The organism is Streptomyces sp. AM 4-1-1, from assembly GCF_029167625.1.
In the GTDB taxonomy this organism is placed as follows: Bacteria; Actinomycetota; Actinomycetes; order Streptomycetales; family Streptomycetaceae; genus Streptomyces.
This window is the reverse complement of record NZ_CP119145.1, coordinates 5,730,176-5,756,248: the sequence shown is the minus strand read 5'-3', so window position 1 is coordinate 5,756,248 and position 26,073 is coordinate 5,730,176. Positions and strand designations below refer to the sequence as shown.

21 protein-coding genes are annotated in these 26,073 nt (G+C 71.3%); 7 read left to right on the top strand and 14 right to left on the bottom strand.

Going from position 1 to position 26,073, the window contains the following annotated elements:
• The first annotated feature begins 271 nt into the window (after nt 1-271).
• The 4 genes from PZB75_RS24455 to PZB75_RS24440 all read left to right on the top strand — a co-directional run bounded on the left by PZB75_RS24455 (nt 272) and on the right by PZB75_RS24440 (nt 4,208).
• On the top strand, nt 272-1,882 hold the full coding sequence (locus PZB75_RS24455) for an FAD-dependent monooxygenase (RefSeq protein WP_275537438.1): 1,611 nt from the start codon (nt 272-274) through the stop codon (nt 1,880-1,882).
• 378 nt (nt 1,883-2,260) lie between these two features.
• Nucleotides 2,261-2,734: a cysteine dioxygenase gene (locus PZB75_RS24450; protein ID WP_343286282.1), complete on the top strand. Its 474-nt coding sequence runs from the start codon at nt 2,261-2,263 to the stop codon at nt 2,732-2,734.
• Nucleotides 2,731-3,150: a rhodanese-like domain-containing protein gene (locus tag PZB75_RS24445; protein ID WP_275537437.1), complete on the top strand. Its 420-nt coding sequence runs from the start codon at nt 2,731-2,733 to the stop codon at nt 3,148-3,150. The genes PZB75_RS24450 and PZB75_RS24445 overlap by 4 nt, the downstream gene beginning before the upstream one ends.
• Nucleotides 3,151-3,539: 389 nt before the next feature.
• A complete protein-coding gene (locus tag PZB75_RS24440; RefSeq protein ID WP_275537436.1) occupies nt 3,540-4,208 on the top strand; it encodes a hypothetical protein in 669 nt (222 codons plus the stop codon).
• 275 nt (nt 4,209-4,483) lie between these two features.
• On the opposite strand, the gene recX is transcribed toward PZB75_RS24440, so the two are convergent.
• The 4 genes from recX to PZB75_RS24420 all read right to left on the bottom strand — a co-directional run bounded on the left by recX (nt 4,484) and on the right by PZB75_RS24420 (nt 8,673).
• Nucleotides 4,484-5,167, bottom strand: a complete 684-nt coding sequence (gene recX, locus PZB75_RS24435; RefSeq protein ID WP_275537435.1) for a recombination regulator RecX — start codon at nt 5,165-5,167, stop codon at nt 4,484-4,486.
• A gap of 3 nt (nt 5,168-5,170) precedes the next feature.
• Entirely contained in the window at nt 5,171-6,301 is a 1,131-nt protein-coding gene (recA, locus tag PZB75_RS24430; RefSeq protein WP_275537434.1) for a recombinase RecA, read from the bottom strand.
• 623 nt (nt 6,302-6,924) lie between these two features.
• Nucleotides 6,925-8,250, bottom strand: a complete 1,326-nt coding sequence (locus tag PZB75_RS24425; protein WP_275538850.1) for an AI-2E family transporter — start codon at nt 8,248-8,250, stop codon at nt 6,925-6,927.
• 228 nt (nt 8,251-8,478) lie between these two features.
• Nucleotides 8,479-8,673, bottom strand: coding sequence for a DUF3046 domain-containing protein (locus PZB75_RS24420; RefSeq protein ID WP_275537433.1), 195 nt, complete (start codon nt 8,671-8,673; stop codon nt 8,479-8,481).
• A gap of 79 nt (nt 8,674-8,752) precedes the next feature.
• Between PZB75_RS24420 and PZB75_RS24415 the strand changes: the two genes are divergently transcribed.
• Nucleotides 8,753-9,667: a hypothetical protein gene (locus tag PZB75_RS24415; RefSeq protein WP_275537432.1), complete on the top strand. Its 915-nt coding sequence runs from the start codon at nt 8,753-8,755 to the stop codon at nt 9,665-9,667.
• A gap of 97 nt (nt 9,668-9,764) precedes the next feature.
• Here PZB75_RS24415 and PZB75_RS24410 read toward each other — a convergent pair whose 3' ends face one another.
• Together PZB75_RS24410 and PZB75_RS24405 are read right to left on the bottom strand one after the other, a co-directional pair.
• Entirely contained in the window at nt 9,765-10,070 is a 306-nt protein-coding gene (locus PZB75_RS24410; protein WP_275537431.1) for an AzlD domain-containing protein, read from the bottom strand.
• Nucleotides 10,067-10,876 (bottom strand): AzlC family ABC transporter permease, encoded by an 810-nt coding sequence (locus PZB75_RS24405; protein ID WP_275537430.1) that lies wholly within the window; start codon nt 10,874-10,876, stop codon nt 10,067-10,069. The genes PZB75_RS24410 and PZB75_RS24405 overlap by 4 nt, the downstream gene beginning before the upstream one ends.
• Before the next feature lie 351 nt (nt 10,877-11,227).
• Here PZB75_RS24405 and PZB75_RS24400 point away from each other — a divergent pair, with 351 nt between their 5' ends.
• Both PZB75_RS24400 and PZB75_RS24395 read left to right on the top strand, forming a co-directional pair.
• Complete coding sequence (locus PZB75_RS24400) at nt 11,228-15,931, top strand: DEAD/DEAH box helicase (protein ID WP_275537429.1); 4,704 nt, start codon at nt 11,228-11,230, stop codon at nt 15,929-15,931.
• Between the two features lie 38 nt (nt 15,932-15,969).
• Nucleotides 15,970-16,776 (top strand): DNA-formamidopyrimidine glycosylase family protein, encoded by an 807-nt coding sequence (locus PZB75_RS24395; protein ID WP_275537428.1) that lies wholly within the window; start codon nt 15,970-15,972, stop codon nt 16,774-16,776.
• Nucleotides 16,777-16,994: 218 nt separating this feature from the next.
• On the opposite strand, the gene PZB75_RS24390 is transcribed toward PZB75_RS24395, so the two are convergent.
• From PZB75_RS24390 to PZB75_RS24355, 8 genes are all read right to left on the bottom strand, one after another.
• The gene (locus PZB75_RS24390) at nt 16,995-17,486 is read right to left on the bottom strand and encodes a hypothetical protein (protein WP_275538937.1); all 492 of its coding nucleotides are present in this window, start codon (nt 17,484-17,486) and stop codon (nt 16,995-16,997) included.
• A gap of 411 nt (nt 17,487-17,897) precedes the next feature.
• On the bottom strand, nt 17,898-18,368 hold the full coding sequence (locus tag PZB75_RS24385; RefSeq protein ID WP_275537427.1) for a DNA starvation/stationary phase protection protein: 471 nt from the start codon (nt 18,366-18,368) through the stop codon (nt 17,898-17,900).
• A 414-nt stretch (nt 18,369-18,782) separates the two neighbouring features.
• Nucleotides 18,783-19,166 carry a helix-turn-helix transcriptional regulator gene (locus tag PZB75_RS24380; RefSeq protein WP_275537426.1) on the bottom strand — a complete coding sequence of 128 codons (384 nt, stop codon included), beginning with the start codon at nt 19,164-19,166 and terminating at the stop codon, nt 18,783-18,785.
• 109 nt (nt 19,167-19,275) lie between these two features.
• Complete coding sequence (locus PZB75_RS24375) at nt 19,276-19,785, bottom strand: nicotinamide-nucleotide amidohydrolase family protein (protein WP_275537425.1); 510 nt, start codon at nt 19,783-19,785, stop codon at nt 19,276-19,278.
• Entirely contained in the window at nt 19,782-20,573 is a 792-nt protein-coding gene (gene pgsA / locus PZB75_RS24370) for a CDP-diacylglycerol--glycerol-3-phosphate 3-phosphatidyltransferase (RefSeq protein ID WP_275537424.1), read from the bottom strand. Before pgsA ends, PZB75_RS24375 begins: the two co-directional genes overlap by 4 nt.
• Nucleotides 20,570-22,045: a 30S ribosomal protein S12 methylthiotransferase RimO gene (gene rimO, locus PZB75_RS24365; RefSeq protein WP_275537423.1), complete on the bottom strand. Its 1,476-nt coding sequence runs from the start codon at nt 22,043-22,045 to the stop codon at nt 20,570-20,572. The genes pgsA and rimO overlap by 4 nt, the downstream gene beginning before the upstream one ends.
• A gap of 183 nt (nt 22,046-22,228) precedes the next feature.
• Nucleotides 22,229-23,029, bottom strand: coding sequence for a helix-turn-helix domain-containing protein (locus tag PZB75_RS24360; RefSeq protein WP_275537422.1), 801 nt, complete (start codon nt 23,027-23,029; stop codon nt 22,229-22,231).
• 189 nt (nt 23,030-23,218) lie between these two features.
• Nucleotides 23,219-26,017: a DNA translocase FtsK gene (locus PZB75_RS24355; protein ID WP_275537421.1), complete on the bottom strand. Its 2,799-nt coding sequence runs from the start codon at nt 26,015-26,017 to the stop codon at nt 23,219-23,221.
• Nucleotides 26,018-26,073 lie beyond the last annotated feature (56 nt).

Genomic DNA, 26,073 nt, shown 5'->3' with positions numbered 1-26,073 from the left:
GACGGCGAGCACCCCTCGGGCGTGACCCCGTGACGGACGGATACCGGCCGGACCACCGGACGCACGACGGGGCACGCGCGGGCGAGGACCGATCCGGAGCCGCCCCCGCGTGCGCCCACTGTCACTTGACGCAAGCACTCGCAGTGGGTTGCATACGTTCTGTGATCGTGTCCCCTGCCTCCGTCGTCGCGTCCCCTCTGTCACGCCCTTCGCGCTCTTCACCGCCCGCGCCCTCGCCCCTGTCGACCGCCCGGGTCCGAGGAGCCGTGTCGTGGACCCGGTGATCGTCGTCGGCGCCGGGCCGGTCGGACTGGCGCTGTCACTGGCCCTCGCCGCGCAGGGCGTCCCCTCCGTCCTCCTGGACGAGAGCCCCGGCAAGGACGAGACGCGGCTGGCCCGTACGGTCGTCCTGCGGGAGGACACAGCCGACCTGGTGGAACGGCTGGGCCACGACACCCTGCGGGACGAAGGATTCCGCTGGTCGGGCTGGCGTTCGATGCGTCGCAAACAGCTGATACGGGAACTGCCGTCGGCCGGTTCCGCTCAGGACGAGCCGCTGCCCGGGACGCTCCATCTGCCGCAGCATGCACTGACGCGCGGACTGCGGCAGGCCGTCGACGCCGAACGGCTGGTACGCGTCACGCGGCTCAGCCGCGTCGACACACTGGAGCAGGACCGCTCCGGGGTCACCGTACACACCAGGGAACCCGACTCCACCTGGTGGCGCGGGAGTTACCTGGTGGGCTGCGACGGTGCCAGGTCCACCGTGCGCAAACTGCTCGACGTCCGGTTCCCCGGGCGCACGGCCGTGGAGCGGCACGCCGTCGCCGCGCTGCGCACCGAACTCCCGTGGCCCGGCCGCGCCGTACTGCACCGGCTGCCGCCCTGGCACACCGGCGGCGACGAGATCACGGCACGGCCGCTGCCGGGCGGTGTCTGGCGGCTGGACTGGCTGCTGCCACCGCGCGGTGAACTCGTCACCCCCGACGCCCTGATCGCCCGCATCCGGGACACCCTGACCGGCTGGTGCGGGGAGGCACCCCCGTACGAACTGCTGGACACCGGCGTGTACACACTGCACCACCGGCTCGCCAGGCGCTGGCGGGTCGGCCGGGCCTTTCTGGCGGGGGACGCCGCTCATCTGCTGGGCGCGGTCGGCACCCAAGGGCTGGACGAGGGACTGCGGGACGTCGAGAACCTCGCCTGGAAGCTCGCGCTGGCCTGGCATCACGGCGCGTCCGAGGCCCTGCTGGACAGCTACCAGGCGGAACGCCGGACCGCGGTCGCCGCCCGGCTGCGCGCCGCCGACCAGTCACTGCCGGTGCTGCGCGGCGGTGGAGGGCTGCGGACGCTGGTGCCGGGGAGCGCGCGTGGGCACGACGCGCTGCTCGCCGATGGGCATCTGGGACGCGGCCCGCTGGGTGCGCCCCCGTCGTACGCCCGCTCTCCACTCGCTCCGCCCCACGCCGAGGCGCACACGCCGGTGGGTACGCCGCCGGGCTCACTCGTCGAGGACGTACGGGTCACTGCTCCGGACGGGACCGCCGCGCGGCTGCGCGAACGGCTCGGGCGGGACCATCTGCTGGTGGTGCTGGTCGCGCCCGGTACGGAGGTGTGGGACCGGCGGCACTGGATGACGGCGGGCGTCATGCCCCGGCTCGCCGAGGCCGTCGAGGCCCTGCCCGTCAAGGGTGAGGTCCTGGTGACCGAGGCCTACCCCGGGGCCTCGGCCCACACTGTGCTGCTGATCAGGGCCGACGGGTATCTGGTGGACTCGTTCGCCGGGGTGCGGCCCGCGGAACTCCACGCGGCGGCCGACGCGGCGCGCGGGGGCGCGGAGCCTGCCTCCACGCACTCCGACCGGACGGCCGACATCAATTGACCATCGCGGGCGCACATGGTGTACTCCGAATCATGACCGACACCGATGTGCGCCTGTGGCGGAGGGTCCACATGGACCTCGTCCGCTATGCGGGCTGCGTGTGTCATCCGTCCTGCTGAATCGCCTTTCACCGCCGCACCGCGCGGGCTTCCGCGCGGTCGCGCGTTCACGCGAACTCTCAGGACGGTCCCTGTGTCTGCCTCTCCCGCTTCTCCCGTGTCCCCTGCCGCGTCCGCCGCCGCCCCCGCTGATGACGTCGTCCCGGCCGGTGCCTCCGTGGCCACCATCGAGTCTCCCGCCCCGACCGTCTCCGCTTCCCGGTCCGCGGCTCCCGCCGCCCGTTCGTCAGAACCCGTTCCAGCCCCGACGGCCGGAGAACTGCTCGACTTCGTCCGTCGCGTGGCGGCCGACGCCGATCTCGTCGCCTCGCTGCCTCTCGACCCCGAGGGCCGCACCTGGGTACGGCTCGACGGGCCGGGCGGCAGCGAGGCATGGCTGATCGGCTGGCCGCCCGGTACGGGCACCGGCTGGCACGACCACGCCGAATCGTTCGGCGCCTTCCTCACCGCGACGGGGACGCTGAAGGAGCACTCGCTCGCCGTGCGGCTGCCCGCCGACGGCTGGAAGACCCTCGAACTGGCCGAAGGCGTCGACCGGTCACGGGACCTGACGTCCGGTCAGGGAAGGGCGTTCGGCCGGCACCATGTCCACGAGGTGCTGAACGAGTCCACCGCAGAGCACGCCATCTCGGTCCACGCCTACTATCCGCCCCTGCCACAGATCCGGCGCTTCAGCCGCACGGGCGCGGTGCTCCGCCTGGAGCAGGTCGAGAGCCCCGGGGACTGGCAGTGAGCGGCCGACAGGAACCGGGCACGGGCGGCGAACCGGCGCCGACCGGTATAGACGAACTACTGGAACGTGTCCGCTCCGGTTTCGAGCGGATCGGCCCGCGCGGGGCCTTCGACGCCGCCGCCGACGGCGCACTGCTGGTGGACATCCGGTACGCGGCGCTGCGGGAACGGGACGGAACGATTCCCGGAGCCCTGGTGATCGAACGCAATGAGCTGGAGTGGCGGCTCGATCCACGCGGCAGCCATCGAGTCCCGGAAGCGGTCGACCACGGCCTCCGGATCGTGGTGATCTGCAACGAGGGGTACGCGTCGAGCCTGGCCGTGGCATCCCTGCGGCAGTTGGGACTGCACCGGGCGACCGATCTGATCGGTGGCTTCCAGGCATGGCGCGCGGCAGGACTCCCGGTCACTTCCTGAACCGCATCGAAGCGCACGCGCCAGGTAGGGGACGCGCGACATGGGTGACGCGCGGGTCTCGGGAGGTGCGGACTCAGGAAGTACGGGGAAGCACGGGAAGCGGGAAAAGGGCCCGGGGTGGTCGTCGCTCAGCGACGGCCACCCCGTCCGTGTCTTCACAGGTCTCCGAATCGCCGGTCCACAGGTCCGCCGGTCCACAGACCTGCCCGTCGGCCGACGGCCTCATGGGCGCCCGCTTCCCAGCGCTCCAGCCGCGTGTCCGCGCCGTAGTCCCCACCCCTCTCCCTCTTCCTGGCACACCCGAACGCCACATCCGCGTGAAGGGAAGACGCCATTCAACCGACATTCACCACAACATCCGGACATAACATGACGGAAGCTGTGAAGCGATGTCGACCACCACCCTTTCCCCGGAACAACTGGACCGCCGGGCCGTCCGCCTCCACGACGCAGAGGTCTGGCAACAGATCATCACCGGCTGGGACCTCCCAACCCCCGAGCCCGCGCGGTCCGACGGCCCGGAATCCCCTGATCCGGTCAGCGGTCAAGGGCTCGTACCGGCCCCCTGCCCGGATCAGAACCGGGCCGACTGGCGGAGTCTGCTGTCCATGCCCGTCGACCGGCTCATCGCCGACACGGTCAGGACGCTTCCACCACTCCCGCCCCGCGAACGTCCCCTGCCCGGACGCCTGGGCGCGGCGCTGCCCGACCGGTTCCACATCTGGCGGCGGGTCGGGCAACCCGACCTGCGTCCCTCGACCCAGCTGGCCTACGCGCGCCAGATCCTGACGGAGTGGGGCTGGCAGAACACCCCGTACCGGTTGCGCGATGCCCGTGGCGCCCGCTGCATCTGCGGCGCACTGCTCACCGCACACCGTCTCGGATACGGGTCGCTGGAGACCGTCGACCGGGCCGGTGCGTGGCTCATCGCCGAACTCCGTGCGCAGGGGTGGCCCGGCTTGATCGGACCATGGAACCGGCACCCCGGGCGTACCGCCGAGGAGGCCGTCGCGCTGATCGACGCCGCCATTCGCCGCTCCGCCCTCGCCGGTCACTGACGGAACGTCCATGGCCGGTCACTGACGGAACGCCCGTGGCCGGCTTTCGCCACAGCGTCCGAGGCCGACCCCCGACGTCCGCCCCGGACCCATGCCCTCCGCGCTCAGGCTGCCCGCGCTCGACGCCTCTGTGCTCCCCCTGCGCGCTCCGGCCGCAGTGGTCCGAGCCGACCGCTCCCCACCACTCGACCACCCCGCGGTCCGCCCTCGTCCCGGCCCTCGCGACCCACTCCCGCTATCGCCCTCGCCTGCGTCAATGTGCTTCCGGTCCCCGGTCAGAAAGGCTCGTCCAGCCCTTCCGTGTCCTCGCCCTCCTCCTTCAGCGCCTGCCGCACCACCCGCAGGGCCAGCCCTTCGCCGTACCCCTTGCGGGCGAGCATCCCCGCGAGGCGGCGCAACCGTTTGTCACGGTCCAGACCCCGCGTGGAACGGAGCTTGCGCGCGACGAGCTCCCGGGCGGTCGCCTCCTCCTGCTCCGCGTCGAGCTGCCCGACGGCCTCGTCGATCACCATGGAGTCCACACCTTTGGTGCGCAGCTCGCGGGCGAGAGCCCGCCGGGCCAGTCCACGGCCATGGTGTCGGGACTCCACCCAGGCGTCCGCGAACGCCGCGTCGTTGATCAGCCCCACATCCTCGAAGCGCGACAGCACGTGCTCCGCCGCCTCGTCCGGGATCTCCCGCTTGCGCAGGGCGTCCGCGAGTTGCTTCCGCGTGCGCGGGGTGCCGGTGAGCAGGCGCAGACAGATGTCGCGCGCCTGCTCGACGGGGTCTCGCGGTTCCCCCTTCCCGGCCCTCGACGAGGAGGGGGAACCGCTGCTTGTGGAACGGGAGCGGGAGCGACGGCCCACACCCTCGCCGAAGCCGGTGCCGGGACCCGGCTCGGTACGGAACCCGCCGGCCGGGCCGGTGGCGGGACCGGGCTCGGCATGGCTGTCGGACCACTCCGTACGCCGCGTCACGGACTAGCTCTTGGCTGCCGCGGCCTTGACCGGCTTGGCCTTGACCGCCGGCGCGGGCACGGACTTCGCCGCCGTCCCGTCGGTGGCCGTCACACCGCTCGCGGCGTCCGGTCCGGGCTCGGCCGTGGGGTCTGCGGGCCGCACCCCGATACCGAGCTTCTCCAGGATCTTCTTCTCGATCTCGTTGGCCAGATCCGGATTGTCCTTCAGGAAGTTACGGGCGTTCTCCTTGCCCTGGCCGAGCTGATCGCCCTCGTACGTGTACCAGGCGCCCGCCTTGCGGACGAAGCCGTTGTCCACTCCCATGTCGATCAGGCCGCCCTCGCGGCTGATCCCATGGCCGTAGAGGATGTCGAACTCCGCCTGCTTGAAGGGCGGCGCGACCTTGTTCTTGACGACCTTCACCCGGGTGCGGTTGCCGACGGCGTCGGTGCCGTCCTTCAGCGTCTCGATCCGGCGGATGTCGAGGCGCACCGAGGCGTAGAACTTCAGCGCCCGGCCACCGGTCGTGGTCTCCGGCGAGCCGAACATCACACCGATCTTCTCGCGGAGCTGGTTGATGAAGATCGCGGTGGTCTTCGACTGGTTGAGCGCACTGGTGATCTTCCGGAGCGCCTGACTCATCAGACGGGCCTGGAGACCCACGTGCGAGTCACCCATCTCGCCCTCGATCTCCGCGCGGGGCACGAGGGCCGCGACGGAGTCGATGACGATCAGGTCGAGCGCACCGGAGCGGATCAGCATGTCCACGATTTCCAGTGCCTGCTCACCGTTGTCCGGCTGGGACAGGATGAGGTTGTCGATGTCGACACCGAGCTTCTTCGCGTACTCGGGGTCGAGGGCGTGTTCGGCATCGATGAAGGCCACCGTGCCGCCGAGCTTCTGCGCGTTCGCCACCGCGTGCAGTGTCAGGGTGGTCTTGCCGGAGGACTCCGGCCCGTACACCTCCACCACACGGCCGCGCGGCAGGCCGCCGACGCCGAGCGCCACGTCGAGCGCGGTCGACCCGGTGGGGATGACCTCGATGGGCTCGTTCGGCCGCTCTCCCAGGCGCATCACCGCGCCCTTGCCGAACTGCCGTTCAATCTGTGCGAGTGCGGCGTCCAACGCCTTCTCGCGGTCGGTTCCTGCCATGGGTTCCACCCGATTTGCTTGAGTCGATCGCTTCACATCAACGACGCTAACCCCTGCCACTGACAATGGGCCTCGGCGTCCTCCCGGCCTGTGGACAACTCCACGGCCGGACCCGGGAAAACCCGGCCGGAATTCAATGAGAATGGATGTTCGATTTCGGTGTCAAGCGCACCACACCGGCCCTGCCGGGAACCACCCGGCCGTGGCTGATCCCTCGCAGTGAGGACTCAGCATGGTCACCTCCGTGACCACCGGTGGACATGTGGGCCACGAGCCGCGGCCGGGGCGGAGCCGGCTGATCCTGCCGGACCCGTCCCAGATGTGGTGGGGGATTGCCTCGCACCCGTTCCGGCTGCGCCGGCGCCATGGCGATGAGACTGCGGCACGCGCCTGACCGCTGCGTACGGCTGGCGGACGGTCGTGCCCGGGTGGTGGATGGTCGCGCCGAGGACGATGTGGACGAGCGGACCGCGGAGGCGTTCGCTGCGACCGAGCGGGCTTGTCCGGCGATCGGCCGCGAGTTCGCGCACGTCGTCGTCCCGACCCGGTGCCCATGGCGAATCCGAGGTGGCCGGCCTGCCACCGGCATTGGCGGAACACCGGCCGCGGCCGGCCCCCTACGACTACTTCCCATCCGTTTCAGCCGGACCACCTGGCCGACCCGGCGCGTCCGGACCCGCCGGGCCCGCCGCGCCCCCAGTACCCCCCGAGCCCACCGGACCATCCGGACCCCCGGCCCCTCCGGTGCCGTCCAGCCTCCCGGCGCCGTTCACCCCATCGGCCGCCTCGCCTTCCGATCCGTCCGAGCCGTCCGATCCGTCCAATCCGCCCGCCCCACGCTCCGCCCGCATCGCACGGCGGATTCGCGAGACCGCCGGTTCGCCGCGCCGCCCACTCGGCCCGCCGTGCACGCGGGGATCGTCCGTCACGTCGTACCGCTTCACATAGGCCCCCAGGAACGCCTGGAGCGTGGCGACGGCCGGGATCGCGATCAGGGCCCCGACGGCGCCCATCAGCGCCGTACCCGCGATCACGGAACCGAAGGCGACCGCCGGATGGATGTCCACCGTCCTGGCCGTGAGCTTGGGCTGGAGCACGTAGTTCTCGAACTGCTGGTAGATGACGACGAAGCCGAGCACCCACAGGGCGTACCAGGGATCGACGGTGAAGGCGATCAGCATCGGCAGGGCACCCGCCAGATACGTCCCGATGGTGGGGATGAACTGCGAGACGAGCCCGACCCACATCGCGAGCGCCGGCGCGTACGGCACACCGAGGACCATCAGCACGACGTAGTGCGCCACAGCGGAGACGAGTGCCATCAGACCGCGTGAGTAGAGATAGCCGCCGGTCTTGTCGACCGCGATCTCCCAGGCCCGCAGCACCTCGGCCTGCCGGGCGGGCGGCAGGACGGAACACAGCCCGCGGCGCAGCCGGGGTCCGTCGGCCGCGAAGTAGAAGGAGAACAGGAAGATCGTCAGCAGCCGGAACAGTCCGCCGAGCACGGTGGTGGAGACGTCGAGCACACCGGTCGCGCTGTTCTGGACGTACTTCTGCAGCCAGTCGGAGTGCAGCAGGCTGTCCTGGACCTGCACCCGGGAGAGTTCGGTGTGGAAGGACTGGTTGACCCAGTTGATCACCGAGTCGAGGTACTTGGGGAACTCGTCGACCATGTCGAGGATCTGGCCCGCGAGCATCGATCCGAGCATGACGACGAAACCGGCGGACGCCAGCAGCACCACGAGGAAGACCAGGAAGGTCGCGAGCCCCCTGCGCATCCCGCGCGCCGACATCCGGCTCACCGCGGGCTCGATGGCGAGCGCCAGGAAGAAGGCGATCAGTATGTTGGTCAGCAAACCGATGAGCTGATCGAACGCCCAGCTGCCGAGCCGGAAACAGGCGTAGAGCGCCAGGGCGAGGACCATCGCACGCGGCAGCCAGCGGGGCATGCGGACGGGACCGGTGGCCGCCGGTGAGGTCGGCGGTACGGCCGGTGGTGCGGGTGGGGAGGCGGGCGGCTGGCTGTGGGCGGTCTCGTCGGTCGATGGCACGGAACAAGTCTCGCCTACGGGTCCGACAACCGGCCGCCCGCCCCGTCGCCGAGCAGCGGGTCAGCCCAGCGACGCGACGCCGCGCCCGCGAGGGGCGAGGGCGCGGGCCCCCGCGTCGGCCGTGCCTCAGCGTTTGTCGGCCGGAACGCCGACCGCCGCGCACACACCTCGCCAGACGTCCTTGGCCTCCCAGCCGGCGGCCAGTGCCTCGTGCACCGTGCGCCCGCCGAGCTCGGCCATCACGTGGTCCCGGGCGAAGGAGTCCGCGTACTCCGCACCGAAGTGGTCCGCCATCCGCTCCCAGAAAATCGTCAACCGCATGACACCAGTATCGCGCTCCTGAGAGTGCAGCCGGGATGCTGCACCTCGGCGCGGGCCTTTTCCGTTCTACGGTCGGTCCATGGCTGGAACAGGAGCAACTTCCCTCGCCCGCGCCGAGCAGTTCGTCTGGCTCACGGCCCGCGTCCTCGAACAACGGCGGTTCGCGCACCGCTTCCTCGACGCGAGTCCCGACCCCGTCGAGACCGCGCTCGCCGCCTACCTCAACGAGGACGGCGGGTACGGGCACGCGCTCGAACCCGATCTCCGTGGTCCCGTGAGCCAACCACTGCACACGGCCCACGCGCTCAGCGTCCTCGACTCGATCGGCCGCTGCGACGGACTGCGCGCGGAGCGCGTCTGCCGCTACCTGAGCGGGGTGTCCACGAAGGAGGGCGCGCTTCCCGCACTCGACCCCTCTCAGCGCGGCTACCCCGCCGCCCCCTTCATCCCCATCGTCGACGATCCGCCGGCCGAGCTTCTGGCCACCGGTCCGGTCGTCGGACTCCTGCACCGCAACCAGGTGTGGCACGCCTGGCTGTTCCGGGCCACCGACTTCTGCTGGGCGGCGGTCGACGCACTGCGGACATCGCATCCGTACGAGATCGAGGCGGCGGTCGCGTTCCTGGACGGAGTCCCCGACCGGGCCCGCGCGGAGGCGGCGGCCGACCGGTTGGGGCGGCTGGTGCGGGAGCAGCGGCTGGTGGTCCTCGACCCCGACCGGCGCGCGGGGTGTCCGGTGGCGCCGGGGTACGCGCCGGGCGAGCACCACTTCCCGTACGACTACGCCCGGGAACCCGGCTCGCTCGCCCGCCGTTGGTTCACGGACGAGGAGCTGGAGCGCTCCCTGGACCATCTGGCGTCCGAGCAGCAACAGGACGGCGGCTGGCCGCTGAACTGGCGGCAGTGGGCACCCGGCACAGCCCTGGAGGGGCGGCCCCTGGTGACGCTCAGGGCACTGGAGACGCTACGGGCGTACGGGCGCGATCTGGGCTGATCCGACAGGCGCCCGCGATTCGGCACACCCGCCACCGTCACCCCTCACCCACCGCCCCTCACTCATCCCTCAGCCGTGCTTCAGCGTCCCTCACCCGTCACCCCAGTGCGCGCACCGCGGCCGTCACCACGACGGCCACGCCGACGACCACCAGGAAGGGGGCGCGCATGATCAGTGCGAGCGCCGCGGCCGCGAGCCCCGCGCCCCTGGCGTCGAGGAGCAGCTGCTGCCCGTGGCCGAAGGTCTGCTGCGCGGTGAGTGCGGCCAGCAGCGCCACCGGCATGAGCGCCGCCAGGCGCTGGACGAGCGGCCGTTCCAGCACTCCGGCGGGCACCAGCAGACCGAGGAGTTTCGCGAGATAGCAGCCCGCGGCGGTGAGACCGATCGCGATCCAGACGTTCACCGGTTCTCCTCGGTCGTGGCCGTCGTCGTGCCGCTGCCGCCGCTCGGGGCATCGGTCCCGCGCCCCTTGAGGAAGAGGACGACGGGTGCGGCGAGCGCCGCGAGCAGTACGGGTGCGCCGATGGGAAGCACCGGGAGCAGTCCCAGTGCGAGCGCCACCGCGAGCGCGGCGGTGATCCGCTCGGTGGCGCTCTTCAGCATCGGTGCGAGGAGGGCGAGGAACACGGCCGGACCGGCCGCGTCGAGCCCCCAGGCGTCGGTGTCGCCCAGCGCCTCGGCGCCCAGTGCCCCCACCAGGCTGGTCAGATTCCACAGCACGTACAGGGTGATCCCGGTGACGGTGAACCCGATCCGGGCGGCGCGGCGGGTGGGCTGGGGAAGGGTCACCGCCGTCGTCTCGTCGATGACCCACTGCGCGGCGAACGGCCGTACCGCACGGGGCAGCGCGAGCAGCTGCGACAGCCTCAGTCCGTAGAAGGCGTTGCGCACACCCAGGAAGAAGGCCCCGGCCGCCGCGGTGTACGGGTTGCCGCCCGCGGCGAGAGCGCCGACCAGGGCGAACTGCGAGGCCCCGGTGAACACCAGGAGGCTGAGCGCACAGGTCTGCGGAAGGCTCAGGCCCGAGCCCGCCGAGGTGACTCCGAACGCGAAGCCGGACAGTCCCACGGCCACGCCGACGCCCAGCGCGTCCCGCACGACCGCCGCGTCCGTCTTCACCGCGTCCGTCGGTTGTCCGGCCGACGCCGCCGCGGTGCCGGCCACCCCGGTCGTCGCTCCTCGGGCCGTTCGGGCCGTTCGTCGCCTCATCGTTCCGCCTGTCGAATCCGTACGCTCGGTCGGCGCGGTGCGCTCCGACGGAGTTGTCTGTTCTGCCACGCACCGGACGCTACGCGAGCCGATCGGATCGGTCTTGTCCGTTCTTGCACGCTTCCGACTCTTCCGGTCCTCCGTCATCCGCGCCTCCAGCCTCTCCCCGGCGCGTACGGCGTGACGCGCCCCGCCTGTGTGAGGCGTGCGAGTGGACGGAACATCGCGAAGACAGCTCAGCGGGACATCAGTCGGCGGCCGGGGCCACGACACATCAGTCAGCGGTCGGGACACCACCGCCCGCAGCCTCCTTCCACCATCGATGTCAGTGGTCGGGTGCACGATGGGGACATGGCCGGTTCCGCTCTCGATTCGTTCTCGCCCGCGACCCGCAGCTGGTTCACGGGTGCCTTCCGCGCGCCGACAGCCGCCCAGGAGGGCGCCTGGCGGGCCATCGGCGCGGGCTCGGACGTGCTGGTGGTCGCGCCGACCGGTTCGGGCAAGACACTCGCCGCCTTCCTGGCCTCACTGGACCGGCTCGCCGCCGTGCCGCCCCCGGCCGAGGCGAAGAAGCGCTGCCGAGTGCTGTACGTGTCCCCGCTCAAGGCCCTCGCGGTCGACGTGGAGCGGAACCTCCGCTCCCCGCTGACCGGCATCCGCCAGGAGTCGATGCGATTGGGGCTGCCCGAGCCCGAGATCCGGGTCGGCATCAGATCCGGTGACACCCCTCCCGCCGAGCGCCGCTCCATGGCGACCCGGCCGCCGGACATCCTGATCACCACGCCCGAGTCGCTGTTCCTGATGCTGACGTCCTCCGCCAGAGAGGCCCTGACAGGCGTCGAGACGGTGATCCTGGACGAGGTGCACGCCGTGGCGGGTACGAAGCGGGGCGCCCACCTCGCCGTCTCGCTGGAACGGCTCGACGAGCTGCTGCCCCGGCCCGCCCGGCGGATCGGCCTCTCGGCCACCGTCCGGCCGGTCGACGAAGTGGCGCGTTTCCTGTCACCGCAGCGGAAGGTGGAGATCGTCCAGCCGCCGTCCACCAAGGAGTTCGACCTCTCGGTCGTCGTGCCCGTCGAGGATCTGGGAGAGCTGGGCGGTTCACCGGCGACCGACACGGACCAGGCGGACAAGCCGTCGATCTGGCCTCACGTCGAGGAGCGGATCGCCGATCTCGTGCAGTCCCACCGCTCCACCATCGTCTTCGCCAACTCCAGACGTCTGGCGGAACGCCTGTGCAACCGGCTGAACGAGATCGCGTACGAGCGCGCGACCGGGGAGGCGATGCCGGAACACCACTCCCCCGCCGAGATCATGGCGGAGTCGGGCGCGGCGAAGGGCGCCCCCGCGCTGCTCGCCCGCGCGCACCACGGCTCGGTCTCGAAGGAGCAGCGCGCCCAGGTCGAGGAGGACCTGAAGGCGGGCCGGCTGCCTGCCGTGGTCGCCACCTCCAGTCTTGAGCTGGGCATCGACATGGGCGCGGTGGATCTGGTGATCCAGGTCGAGTCGCCCCCGTCCGTCGCCTCCGGTCTCCAGCGGGTCGGCCGCGCCGGACACCAGGTCGGCGCGGTCTCCACCGGGGTGGTCTTCCCCAAGTACCGGGGAGACCTGGTACAGGCCGCCGTGGTCACCGAACGGATGCGTGAGGGGGCGATCGAGGCCCTGCGCGTCCCGGCCAATCCGCTGGACGTGCTCGCCCAGCAGCTGGTCGCCATGGTTTCCCTCGACACCTGGCAGGTGGACGATCTGCTGGCCGTGACCCGGCGAGCGGCACCGTTCGCCTCGCTCCCCGAATCGGCTTTCACGGCCGTGCTCGACATGCTCGCCGGACGCTATCCGTCCGACGCCTTCGCCGAGCTGCGCCCGCGTGTCGTCTGGGACCGGATCGCCGGTACGGTCACCGGCCGCCCCGGCGCCCAGCGGCTCGCCGTCACCTCGGGCGGCACCATCCCCGACCGCGGACTCTTCGGCGTCTTCCTCGCCGGGTCCGACCCCAAGAAGGGTGGCGGACGGGTCGGTGAGCTGGACGAGGAGATGGTGTACGAGTCCCGGGTGGGCGATGTCTTCACCCTGGGCACCACGTCCTGGCGCATCCAGGAGATCACCCGCGACCGCGTGCTGGTCCTGCCCGCCCCCGGGGTCCCCGGCAGGCTGCCCTTCTGGAAGGGCGATCAGCTGGGCCGTCCGCTGGAGCTGGGCCGGGCCCTGGGGGCGTTCCTGCGAGAGATCGGCGCGCTGTCCCCGGAGGACGCCAGGCTGCGGCTGCTCGCCGCCGGTCTCGACGCCTGGGCCGCCGACAACGTCCTGTCCTACCTCGACGAACAGCGCCGTGCCTGCGGTCATGTGCCGGACGACCGGACGGTGCTCGTCGAGCGCTTCAGGGACGAGCTGGGTGACTGGCGGGTGGTCGTGCACTCACCGTTCGGCGCCCAGGTCCACGCCCCGTGGGCGCTCGCCCTGTCCGCACGCCTCTCCGAGCGGTACGGGATGGACGCGCAGGTCATGCACGCCGACGACGGCATCGTGCTGCGTCTGCCGGACGCGGACCTGATGGGCTTCGACCTCCTCGATCACGACCCGGTCCGGTCCGCGGACGGTGCCGACGGCGCCGAGCCGGCCTGGGACACGCCGTCCCACGCGGTCGGTGGCCCCCTTGGTTCCCCGGCTCCGACCGGAACGGGGACCGGTGGCGACCAGCCTCCGGTCGGCGCCGCCGATGTCGCCTTCGACCAGGGCGAGATCAATCAGATCGTCACCGAACAGGTCGGTGGTTCCGCGCTCTTCGCGTCCCGCTTCCGCGAATGCGCCGCCCGCGCCCTGTTGTTGCCACGCCGTAGCCCCGGCAGGCGCACCCCACTCTGGCAGCAGCGTCAGCGCGCCGCACAACTGCTCCAGGTGGCGTCCGAGTTCGGCTCGTTCCCGATCGTCCTCGAAGCGGTACGGGAATGTCTCCAGGACGTCTTCGACGTCCCCGGCCTCACCGAGCTCATGGGCGATCTCGAAGCACGGCGTGTCCGCCTCGTCGAGGTCACCACCCAGGAACCGTCCCCGTTCGCCCGTTCGCTCCTCTTCGGCTATGTCGCGCAGTTCCTGTACGAGGGTGACTCGCCCCTCGCCGAACGGCGCGCTGCGGCCCTCTCCCTCGACTCGCGTCTCCTGGCCGAACTCCTCGGCCGGGCGGAACTGCGTGAACTTCTCGACGCCGATGTGCTGAGCGAGCTGGAACAGGAGCTCCAGTGGCTGACCGAGGACCGCCGGATCAAGGACGCCGAAGGAGTCGCCGATCTGTTGCGCGTCCTGGGCCCGCTCACCGACGCCGAGTTGGCCGCACGGGGAGCCCGGCCGCAGTGGGCTCCCGAGTTGGCGTCGGCCCGCCGGGCGATCCAGGTGCGGATCGCCGGGGCCGACCACTGGGCGGCGATCGAGGACGCCGGAAGGCTGCGCGACGCCCTGGGCACGGCGCTTCCGGTCGGTGTTCCCGAAGCGTTCACCGAACCGGTGAAGGACCCGCTCGGCGATCTGCTCGCCCGGCACGCCCGCACGCACGGCCCGTTCACCTCCTCCCGGGCCGCCGAGCGCTTCGGTCTGGGCGCCGCCGTCACGGACGGCGCCCTGCACCGCCTCGCCGCGTCCGGCCGGATCGTGCAGGGCGAATTCCACCCGGCGGGCATCGGACAGGAATGGTGCGACGCCACGGTCCTGCGCCGGCTCCGCCGCCGCTCGCTCGCCGCCCTCCGCCACGAGCTGGAGCCGGTGCCGCCCGCCGCTCTCGCCTCCTTCCTCCCCCAGTGGCAGCATCTCGGCAGCCACGCGTTGCGCGGGATCGACGGCCTGGCCCGCGCCGTCGAACAGTTGCAGGGAGCGCCGGTCCCGGCGTCGGCCCTGGAGAAGCTGATCCTGCCGAGCCGCGTCATGGGCTACACCCCCGCCCTCCTCGACGAGCTGACCACCACCGGCGAGGTGGTCTGGGCGGGGGCGGGCGCCCTCCCCGGCAAGGACGGCTGGATCTCTCTCTACCCCGCCGACAGCGCCCCTCTGCTGCTGCCTCCATCGCACCCGCTGGAGCAGTCCGCACTCCACGAGTCCGTCCTCACCGCACTGACCGGTGGCTACGGCCTCTTCTTCCGTCAGATCGCCGACCAGGTCCGCTCCACCACCCATCCGGACTGCACCGATCCACAACTCGCCGACGCCCTCTGGGACCTGGCCTGGTCCGGCCGTCTGACCAACGACACGCTCGCCCCGTTGCGCTCACTCCTCGGCTCGGGTCGCACCGCCGGCTCCACCGCGCACCGCGCCGGGCGCAGTGTGCCGCGCGGTCGTTACGGGTCACTCACGGCCGCCGCCCGTCCGGTCTCACGGACCGGACCACCCACGGTCTCGGGCCGCTGGTCACTGCTTCCCGCCCACGAACCCGACCCCACCCACCGGGCGCACGCCCTGGCCCGTACTCTCCTCGACCGGCACGGCGTGGTGACCCGGGGCGCTGTCCAGGCCGAAGGGATCGAGGGCGGCTTCTCCGCCATCTACCGCGTCCTCTCGGCCTTCGAGGACAACGGCCAAGCCCGCCGGGGTTACGTCGTCGAGGGGCTCGGCGCGGCGCAGTTCGCCATGGACGGTGCCGTCGACCGGCTGCGCGCCGCGTCCACCGCCCGCGACCGTACGGACCCCGGCGACACTCCCCGCGCCCTGGTCCTCGCCGCCGCCGACCCGGCGAACGCGTACGGAGCCGCACTGCCCTGGCCCGACCCCCCGGACGGCGCCGGACACAGGCCGGGGCGGAAGGCGGGCTCCCTGGTGGTCCTGGTCGACGGCGAGTTGACGCTCTACATGGAGCGCGGGGGCAAGTCCCTGCTGGCCTGGCCGACCGGCCCGGACGACCCCGCGCTCCGGTCCGCGGCCGAGGCACTCGCCGGCGCCGCGCGCGCGGGCACCCTCGGCACAGTCACCGTGGAACGCGCCAACGGCGTCTCGTCGCTGACTTCCCCACTCGGACGCACGCTGGAGGCGGCGGGCTTCCACGCCACCCCGAGAGGACTGCGACTGCGCGCCTGACCGGCCGACCGGGCCGAGGACCGCGCATCATGGAGGACATGCCCGAAGGAGACACCGTTCTGCAGACCGCCACACGTCTGCACGCCGCGCTGGCGGACCGGCCGCTCACCCGCTGCGATCTACGCGTTCCCCGGTTCGCCACCGCCGACCTCACCGGCCGGACCGTCCTGGGCACGGTCTCGCGGGGCAAGCACCTCCTGACCCGGATCGAGGGCGGACTGACCCTCCACAGTCATCTGCGGATGGACGGCGCATGGAAGATCTTCGCCCCCTCGGAACGCTGGCGCGGCGGCCCGACCCACCAGATCCGCGCCGTCCTCGGCACCGCCGAACACACCGCGGTGGGATACCGGCTGCCCGTCCTCGAACTCCTGCGCACCCGTGACGAGGAGCAGGCCGTCGGCCATCTGGGTCCTGACCTGCTGGGACCCGACTGGGACGCGAGGACCGCGCTCCGGAATCTGCTCGCCGACCCGGGCCGTCCGCTCGGTGAGGCACTGCTGGACCAACGCAACCTGGCGGGCATCGGCAACATCTACAAGGCGGAGCTGTGTTTCCTGGCCCGCGTCACGCCCTGGCTGCCGGTCTGCGAACTCTCGACACCCACCGCCACCCGCCTGGTCGCCACGGCCAAGCGGCTGCTGGAGGCGAACCGGGACCGCCCCATGCGCACCACCACAGGACCCCTCGCGGCCGCGGTGCCGACCCACGCCCACGAACGCCTCTACGTATACGGCCGGACCCACCGCCCCTGCCTGCGCTGCGGCACGCCTGTCCGGGTGGCCGACCAGGACAACCGGCCCACCTATTGGTGCCCGCGCTGCCAGACCGGCCCCACCCCGTAGGTCCGGGCGGGTCCGGCTCCCGCGTGCCCGCCCCGGAAACACCGGACACCACGGCCGCGCCCTCACCCATCCGGTACACATCCGGCGCCACCCTCGCCGCACCGCGCGCACGAGCCATCACCGCACGGACCACCACCGCACGGACCACCGCAGGAACCGTCACCGCACGAACCACCGCCACGCGGACACACCCCGCACCGTGCTACCGGACCGCCCGTTCAGGTCCGCCCACGCAATGCGTCGGCCGAATCGCGGTTGCCGCCGTCCGCACAGCTGATCGGACGAGCACCCGCGCGGTCGTTCAACCCCATGGTCCGGCGGCCCGAACTGCGCTGCCGCAGGACGACGGCCGCGCGGCGCACCACCCGTAGCGCCGCGTGCCGGGTCAGCACATGCCGTACCACCGACCGCATCACCGACGCGCGCTCCGTCACGCCTCGCCCCGCCGAGATACGCCCGATCACACCCCAGCCGACCACGCCTCGGTCGGCAACGGACCGCTCAGTCTCCCCAGCACTCTCCGCCGCACCCGCACCCGTGTCCGTACCGGACGACCGTCCGGTGGCACTCGTGGCCACGTGGACCGGCAGAAGACTCAGCCCCCAACCGCCCGCCGCCACAGCGCCTTCGACGAGTCCGCTGTGACCGGGCTCAAGGACCAGCCGCAGCACTGCCCACCACCACAACCCGGCGAGCACAAGCGCCGGCACCCACCGCCGTACCATGGCTGCCTCCTCCGGCCGAAGCTGGTGCCGCCACTCCCGCGAGGAGGGGCGTGCCCACGCGACAAAGGTGCGAACACCGGGTGTACGCGGCAGCGGCGACAACGCACGCGGCGCACGTGACGCGTACCGCCGTTGAGGCATACGCGCACACATGCGCCCTGTTTCCCCCACACCGTCTCTCACCGAACAGCGGCGGCAGGAACAGCTGGAGCGCCCCCGCACGCCCCGTTTCCACCCAGGTCCCCTCGTCCGGCCGCGCGCCGGAGCCCGGACGCCCGTGCCGGGCCCTCGGGACCCACTCGCCGATCCGGCCCGGTCCGAACGAGAGGCCCGGCGGCCGGGCAGCGAGAGATGCCACCGCGGCCGATCACCTCGTGAAGAGGCGAAGAGGGGTTGTCAGGCGCTCTCCGCCTGGAACATCCACGCGTGCTTCTCAAGGTCCCCGGTGAGCGTGATCAGGATGTCCTGGCTGACCGGGTCCGGCTCGCCGGTGACGTCGATCCGCTCACGCATCCGCTCGATCACCACACCCAGGGCGTCGACCAGGGCGCGGACCGCGTCCACGTCCTTGATCCAGCCGTCGGGGGCGTTCTGGATGGCGGTGGTCTTGGCAAGGGTCGAGGACCGTCCGTCCGGGTTCACTCCCAGCGCGGAAGCTCGCTCCGCGACCGTGTCGGAGTGGGTACGGGCCGTGTCGACGACATCGTCGAGCTGAAGGTGCACCGAACGGAAGCGGGGTCCGACGACGTTCCAGTGGACCTGCTTGGCGACCAGCGAGAGGTCGATCAGATCCACGAGTGCGCCCTGAAGCGCGTCTCCCACGACCTTCAGGTCGGCCTCGGACAGCGGGCTCTTCACCACAGACATGCACTTCTCCCATCACATAGCCGATTGGACGCACCATCCACGATGGCACAAATGCACCAAAACGGTCGGCCGAGAACTCTTCCGGCCTCACTTCGCACCTGCCCGTTGCGACGAGCGGTACACGCGGCGGGTGAGAACGGATGCACACGACGGGTGACACCTTCGACGACTCGCGTCCCGCACGGTCCCCGCGTTCCCACCCGGCCGCGCGCACTCTCCGCACACCCCCCCGCGTGCGGACGCGGCAGCAGACGGCCCGCCGTACCTGTGCCCACAGCCACGCGCTTCCCGCTCGCGGACCACACCCGGAAGCCCGCGGGAACGCAGAACACGAAGGCACATACGCCGAGGCCCCGGCCGGCACCCCTGGTAGGGGGCCGGGCCGGGGCCTCGGTTCACACCGGACCGCGTGGGTCAGGCGGCGACGACATCCACCGCTTCCGCGGGCGCCTTGATCGTCATCCGCCCCGTCGGCACGCCTGCCACCGACGTGACGGAGACGGAGTTGAGCATGGGGCGTACCGGCACAGGGACCGGATCGCCGGCCGCTGCCGACTCGGCCAGTTCAGCCAGCGACAGCTCATCGCTCACTTCACGCATGAGCTCGGACATCCGTACGTCTAGCGCGTCGCAAATGGCGGAGAGCAGTTCGGAGGATGCCTCCTTCTGCCCCCGCTCCACCTCGGAGAGATAGCCGAGCGAGACTCGGGCGGACGAGGAGACTTCGCGCAGAGTACGGCCTTGGCGCTGGCGCTGCCGACGCAGCACGTCACCAAGCAGGCGACGGAGCAGAATCATCGGTGGCTCCCTCCTCGGACCGCGTAGCCGCATCCTTCACGCCCCACCGTACCGCCTTGCGCGGCGGCCGTGCGGGGAGCGATGTCGTGTTCACTCAGGGCTGCAAACATCAATTCCCCCCGTTCTCTTCCGTATCCTGTGTCCTCGCGTTTTCGACGAGTTCGCCGGAGAGCAGTTCCAGCACTCTCCGTACACTCTCTGTACGGATGTCCGCCCGGCCACCGTTCAACCGCAGCGGCAGCACTTTCTCCGCACCGCCCGGTCCGGCGACCGCGACATAGACCGTTCCGACGGGACGGCCGTCCTGTTCGTCGGGTCCGGCCACCCCCGTGGTGGCCGCTCCCCAGTCCGCCCCCAGCACTCGACGCACACCCGCCGCCATCTGCCGCGCGACCCCGGGGTCCACCGCGCCGTTCCTGGCCAGCAGGTCCCCGTCGACACCGAGCACATCCCGCTTCAGGCCGGTGGCGTACGCCGTCACGGAGCCCCGGAAGGTCTGCGAGGAACCAGGGGCGGCCGTCAGCTCCGCCGCGACCAGGCCACCGGTCAGCGACTCCGCGACCGCGACCGTCTCGCCCCGCTCCAGCAGCAGCTTCAGCACGCGGGCCGCGGCCGTCATCGCTCCACCTCGGCCGAGTCCCGGGCTTCCGCCGGACTCGAACCCGGACCCGGGCCCGCGTCCGCGTCGGCACCCGTCGCAGACGCCTCCGACGCCCCGGACGCCACCGCCGGCTCCGAACCCGCGGCATTCGACTCCCGCCGCTCCGCGGCCAGCCCCCTGCGCCGCAGCACGATCGCCTGGCGCACGTAGTCGAGTCCCGTGACCACCGTCATCACGACCGCCACCGCCATCACCCAGAACCGCAGGGTGGCCAGCGGTCCGGTCAGCGCCAGGACGTACATCCCGGCGGCCGTCCCCTGGGCCAGCGTCTTCATCTTCCCGCCGCGACTGGCCGGGATCACCGCGTGCCGGATCACCCAGAACCGCATCAGCGTGATGCCCAGTTCGCGGAAGAGGATCACCCCGGTGACCCACCAGGACAGGTCCCCGAGCGAGGACAGGCAGACGAGCGCCGCCCCCATGATCGCCTTGTCGGCGATCGGGTCGGCGATCTTCCCGAAGTCCGTGACCAGGTTGTACCTACGCGCCAGATGGCCGTCGAAGAGGTCGGTGATCATGGCGACCGCGAAGGCCGCCCAGGCGAACGAGCGCCACACCGGGTCGTAGCCGCCGTTGTGGAGCAGCAGCATGACGAAGCCGGGTACCAACAGCAGCCGCACCATGGTGAGGATGTTGGCGATGTTCCACAGGCTGGCCTGGTTGACGGCCGCGGTGCCCAGCTTGCCGCCGCGCGGAGCCGGCGTGGAGCCGGACCCGCGTGCCGCGGACGCCGGGGCTCCGGTCATCTGGCTGCCTCCGCGAGTTCGTGATGTTCGGCCACCAGGTCCACTCCCTCGGTGCCCACTGCCTTCGCCTCGACCATACGGCCGGGCACCAGTCCCTCGCGTGCTGTGAAGACCACCTGGCCGTCCGTTTCGGGCGCCTGATGCGCCGCGCGGCCGATCGCGCCGTCCTCGTCGTCCACGGACTCGACGAGGACCTGGAGGGATTCGCCGACGCGCTCCTCGGCGCGCTGCGAGGTCAGTTCCTCGGCCAGCTGCGAGATGTGGGCGAGCCGTTCGGCGATGGTGTCGGCGTCCAGCTTGTTCTCGTAGCCGACCGCCTCGGTGCCTTCCTCGTCGGAGTAGCCGAAGACCCCGATGGCGTCGAGCCTGGCGCCGGTGAGGAAGCGTTCCAGCTCCGCCAGGTCGGCCTCGGTCTCGCCGGGGAAGCCCACGATGAAGTTGGAGCGGGCACCGGCCTGCGGTGCCTTGGAACGGATGGTCTCCAGCAGCTCCAGGAAACGGTCCGTGTCACCGAAGCGCCGCATCGCGCGCAGCACCCCGGGGGCGGAGTGCTGGAAGGAGAGGTCGAAGTAGGGGGCGACCTTGGGCGTGGAGGTCAGCACGTCGATCAGGCCGGGCCGCATCTCGGCCGGCTGGAGGTAGCTGACCCGGATGCGTTCGATTCCGGCCACGTCCGCGAGCTCGGGCAGCAGTGTCTCCAGCAGTCGGATGTCACCGAGGTCCTTGCCGTACGAGGTGTTGTTCTCGGAGACGAGCATGACCTCCTTCACCCCCTGCTCGGCGAGCCAGCGGGTCTCCCCGAGCACGTCCGAGGGGCGCCGCGAGATGAACGAGCCGCGGAAGGAGGGGATCGCGCAGAAGGAACATCGGCGGTCACAGCCCGAGGCGAGCTTCACCGAGGCGACGGGGCTGGTGCCCAGTCGGCGGCGCAGCGGCGCCCTCGGACCGGAGACCGGGGCGACACCCTCGGGCAGGTCCGCCGGGGCGGCGGCGTGGGCCGTCTCCTGTGCGTGGCCCGGCAGCGCGACGGCGGCGTCCTGCCGCTCGGCCGGGCTGATCGGCAGCAGCTTGCGCCGGTCGCGCGGGGTGTGCGAGGCGTGGATGCCGCCGTTGAGGATGGTCTGAAGACGGTCGGAGATGTCGGCGTAGTCGTCGAATCCGAGGACTCCGTCGGCTTCCGGCAGGGCCTCGGCGAGGTCCTTGCCGTAGCGCTCGGCCATGCAGCCGACGGCGACGACGGCCTGTGTCCTGCCGTGGTCCTTCAGATCGTTGGCTTCGAGAAGTGCGTCGACGGAGTCCTTCTTCGCGGCCTCGACGAAGCCACAGGTGTTGACGACGGCGACGTCGGCGTCGGAGGCGTCCTCGACGAGCTCCCAGCCGTCCGCTGCCAAGCGGCCTGCGAGCTCCTCCGAGTCCACCTCGTTACGGGCGCAGCCAAGAGTGACAAGGGCGACGGTACGGCGTTCGGGCATGGGCTCAAGACTACTTTGTCGCGGCGACCGGCCCACCGCGCAGGGTTCCCCGCTACTGCGAGTGACGGAAGGCAAGGTGCCTGGGCGGTGGAGACGCCCCCTCGGCCCGAAAGACACACGCGTCCCCACGGAGTCGGAGGACCTCGTGCCCGCAAGCCCAGCCGTCCCGGGAAAGGGAAGCGGTCAGCCGTCCTCCGGGTCACCCTTCGTGTACGAGAGCCGCTCGACCTGTCCGGATTCGAACTCGTCCTCGACCTTCTTGCCGTTGACGAAGAGCTCGATGGCCCCGGCGTCGCCCACGATGAGATCGACGCGCTCCTTGTCCTGGAAGGTCTTGGAGTCGCCCTTCTCAAGGAGCCCGTCGAAGAGCTGACGTCCGTTGTGGTCCTTGGCCGAGATCCAGCTCTTTCCCTGGGTGGCGCTGAGCTTCACGGTCACCTTGTCGAGCGGTGCGGCCGCGATGGCGCTGTCCGAGGGCACGGGCTTGGGGTCGGCGGGCTTGCTGGGAGTCGGCTCGGCACTGGTCTTCTCGGGGGCCGGACCCTCCGCGACCTTCGCGGCGGAGCCGCTGTCGTCACCTCCGCTGAGGAGGGTGAAGCCGGCGAATCCGACGACCGCGACGATCGCCGCGACCATGGCGGCGGTCCAGTTGGGCCTGCGGGGTTCGGACCGGATTCGTTCCGCTTCGAACAGCGGCGCCGCCGGGGTGGGCGCGGGACGCCCGCCGTGCTCGGCGTCGTACTGCGAGACCAGAGGTTCCGGGTCCAGCCCGACGGTGCTCGCGAACGTACGGATGTGTCCGCGCGCGTACACGTCACCGCCGCAGCGGGAGAAGTCGTCGCTCTCGATCGCGCGCACGATAGGGACGCGCACCCGGGTGGAGGTGCTGACCTCTTCGACCGTGAGACCTGCGGCTATGCGGGCCTGCTGGAGGACACGACCGATCGAAGGCCGGTCGTCTTCGGGAGAGTTGCCGATGGACACGGGGGCGCCTTTCGAGCGTGAGCCACCTGCTGGGTGTTCAGTCTAGGGGGGGTACGAAAGGGTGGGGCAACCGGGAGCGAGGACTTTGTACGCCATCGGATTGGCGGGTCGGCCCCAGGGGTGAAACATCGGGCTGTCCCTTCCCTCACCTTGACGTACGGCGGGGTGATTCGGTTGCTCCGGCAGTCCTCAGGAAGCGGTTTCCCCGCGGATCTCGGCCAACACCCCGTCCAGATCGTCGGCCTTCAGCAGTACGTCGCGCGCCTTCGACCCCTCGCTGGGCCCGACGATGCTCCGGGACTCCATCAGGTCCATCAGCCGGCCCGCCTTGGCGAAGCCGACGCGCAGTTTGCGCTGGAGCATCGAGGTCGATCCGAACTGTGTGGAGACGACCAGTTCGGCCGCCTGGCACAACAGGTCCAGGTCGTCGCCGATGTCCTCGTCGATCTCCTTCTTCTTGGCCGTGCCGACCACCACGTCCTCGCGGAAGACGGGGGCCATCTGGTCCTTGCAGTGCTGGACGACGGCCGCGACCTCGGCCTCCGTGACGAAGGCGCCCTGCATACGGGTGGGCTTGTTGGCCCCCATCGGCAGGAACAGTCCGTCGCCCTTGCCGATGAGCTTCTCGGCGCCCGGCTGGTCGAGGATGACCCGGCTGTCGGCGAGCGAGGAGGTCGCGAAGGCCAGCCGGGACGGGACGTTCGCCTTGATCAGACCGGTGACGACGTCGACCGACGGACGCTGGGTGGCGAGCACCAGGTGGATGCCCGCCGCCCGCGCCAGCTGGGTGATCCGGACGATGGCGTCCTCGACGTCACGCGGAGCGACCATCATCAGGTCGGCCAGCTCGTCGACGATCACCAGCAGGTACGGGTACGGGGTCAGCTCGCGCTCACTGCCCTCGGGCGGCTTGGCCTTGCCGGTGCGCACCGCGTGGTTGAAGTCGTCGATGTGCCGGTAACCGAACGCCGCGAGGTCGTCGTAGCGCAGGTCCATCTCGCGCACCACCCACTGGAGCGCCTCGGCGGCCCGCTTCGGGTTGGTGATGATCGGGGTGATCAGGTGCGGGATGCCCTCGTACGCGGTGAGCTCGACCCGCTTGGGATCGACGAGCACCATTTTCACCTGCTCCGGGGTCGCCCGCGCCATGACCGAGGTGATCAGGCAGTTGATGCAGGAGGACTTGCCGGAACCGGTCGCTCCGGCGACCAGGACGTGCGGCATCTTCGCCAGGTTGGCCATCTCGTAGCCGCCCTCGACGTTCTTGCCGAGCGCCACCAGCATCGGGTGGTCGTCCTCGGCCGCGTCCGCGAGGCGCAGGACGTCGCCGAGGTTCACCATCTCCCGGTCGCTGTTGGGGATCTCGATGCCGACCGCGGACTTGCCGGGGATCGGGGAGATGATCCGGACGTCGGGGCTGGCGACGGCGTACGCGATGTTCTTCGCGAGCGCGGTGATCCGCTCGACCTTGACGGCCGGGCCCAGCTCGACCTCGTAGCGCGTCACCGTCGGACCGCGGGTGAACCCGGTGACGGCCGCGTCGACCTTGAACTCGGTGAAGACGTTCGTGAGCGAGGCGACGATCGCGTCGTTGGCCGCGCTGCGTGTCTTCCCCGGGCCGCCGCGCTCCAGCAGGTCGAGTGAGGGCAGCGCGTAGCTGATGTCACCGGAGAGCTGAAGCTGCTCGGCGCGCGACGGCAGCGGCTCCGACTGTGAACGGTCGGGTACGGGTTTGGTCAGATCGGGCACACCACCGGTCGCCGCCGGCTCCTGTGCCCGCCCCGCGTTCCGCCGTCCGGCGGTGCGTTCGGACGTCTCCGCCTCCCGGGCGCCAGGCAGCGGTGTTCCGGCCCGCCTCTGGTCCCGGTCGGCCGAGACGCCCTGGGTGAGGTCGGCGACGACCGGTGAGGGAGGCATGCCGTTGAGCACGGCGCCGTCCAGCGCCGCGGCGGCGGCAGCGGCGACGTCCACCGCGTCCATCGGCCGGTTCATGGCGGGCTGCGCGGAGGCCCTGCGCGGCCTGCGGCGCTTCGTCAGCGCCTCGGCCTCGGCCTCGTACTCGTCAGGACCGTGGTGGTCGCCCGGTGCCTCGGAGCGTCGTACGGGCGAGCGGCGGGAACGGGCGGGCAGCGCCTCGCGCCACTGCTCGTCGTAGCGTTCGTCGTCGCTCTCCTCCCCGAGGTCCGCTCCGTCGTCGTACGACGGCGCGATGACGCCCAGCTTGACGCCGAGCTGGCGCAGCCGGTGCGGGATCGCGTTCACCGGGGTCGCGGTGACGACCAGCAGCCCGAAGACGGTGAGCAGCAGGAGCAGCGGAACGGCCAGCACCTCACCCATGGTGAAGATCAGCGGTTTGGAGGCGGCCCAGCCGATCAGCCCGCCCGCGTCCTGCATGGCGTCGGTGCCGTCCCCCCGGTCGGGCGCCCCGCAGGCGATGTGGACCTGGCCGAGCACTCCGACGACCAGGGCCGAGAGGCCGATGACGATGCGCCCGTTGGCCTCGGGCTTCTCGGGATAGAGGATCAGCCGCACGGCGATGGCGCCCAGCAGTATCGGCACCAGCAGATCGAGGCGTCCGAAGGCGCCGGTGACGAGCATCTCGACCAGGTCCCCGACGGGACCCCGCAGATTCGACCAGGTGCCCGCGGCCACGATCAGCGCGAGGCCGAGCAGCAGCAGGGCGACGCCGTCCTTGCGGTGGGCCGGGTCGAGCCCCTTGGCGCCGCGCCCTATGCCGCGCAGAAGGGCGCCGATGCCGTGCGCGGCGCCCAGCCAGACGGCGCGTACCAGCCGGTACACGCCCCCGGTGGGGGACGGCGCCGGCTTGGGCGGGGGCTTCCTGGCGGGCGCCCTCTTCGCGGGCACGGTCTTCTTCGCGGCGGTCTTCTTGGCGGGCGCGGCTTTCCGCGCCGGGCCAGGAGTACGGCCGACGCGCTTCGCGGGGCCCGCCGTGCCCTGGGAACCCTTGCCGGACGTACGTGAGGCCATGGGGCCGAGGTTACCGGTGCCGGCGCCGCTCGACACGTGCGCCCACCTCTTCACCC